Origin of the sequence: Geobacillus sp. ZGt-1 (genome assembly GCF_001026865.1) — a bacterium.
In the GTDB taxonomy this organism is placed as follows: Bacteria; Bacillota; Bacilli; order Bacillales; family Anoxybacillaceae; genus Geobacillus; species Geobacillus thermoleovorans.
The window spans coordinates 1-301 of record NZ_LDPD01000204.1; the positions used below are offsets into that span (position 1 = coordinate 1).

At 57.5% G+C, this 301-nt stretch carries 1 protein-coding gene; it reads left to right on the plus strand.

Annotated elements, in window-relative coordinates; all coding sequences use genetic code 11:
• Nucleotides 1-301: DUF2399 domain-containing protein (locus VU18_RS16620; protein WP_047758601.1), on the plus strand; the 301-nt coding region annotated here is incomplete at both ends.

The window sequence follows — 301 nt, forward strand, 5'->3', positions numbered from 1 at the left end:
ACGAACGGGCAAATGAATTTAGCGACGATGCGGCTCCTTGATTTGCTCGCAGCTTCAGGCGCCAAGTTGCATTACTCCGGTGACTTTGACCCGGAAGGTTTGAAAATGGCCGACCGTTTTCTCGAGCGATACAGCTCGGCGGCTGTTCTCTGGCGCTACAGCGTCGATGACTACTTCGCCGCCACCCCATCGGTTCACTTGCCTGCGGAGTGGCTCGCCAAACTCGCCTCCGTAGCGTCAGCGCCGCTGCAGCCAGTGAAAGAAGCGATGGCGAAAACGGAAAAAGCGGGATACCAAGAGG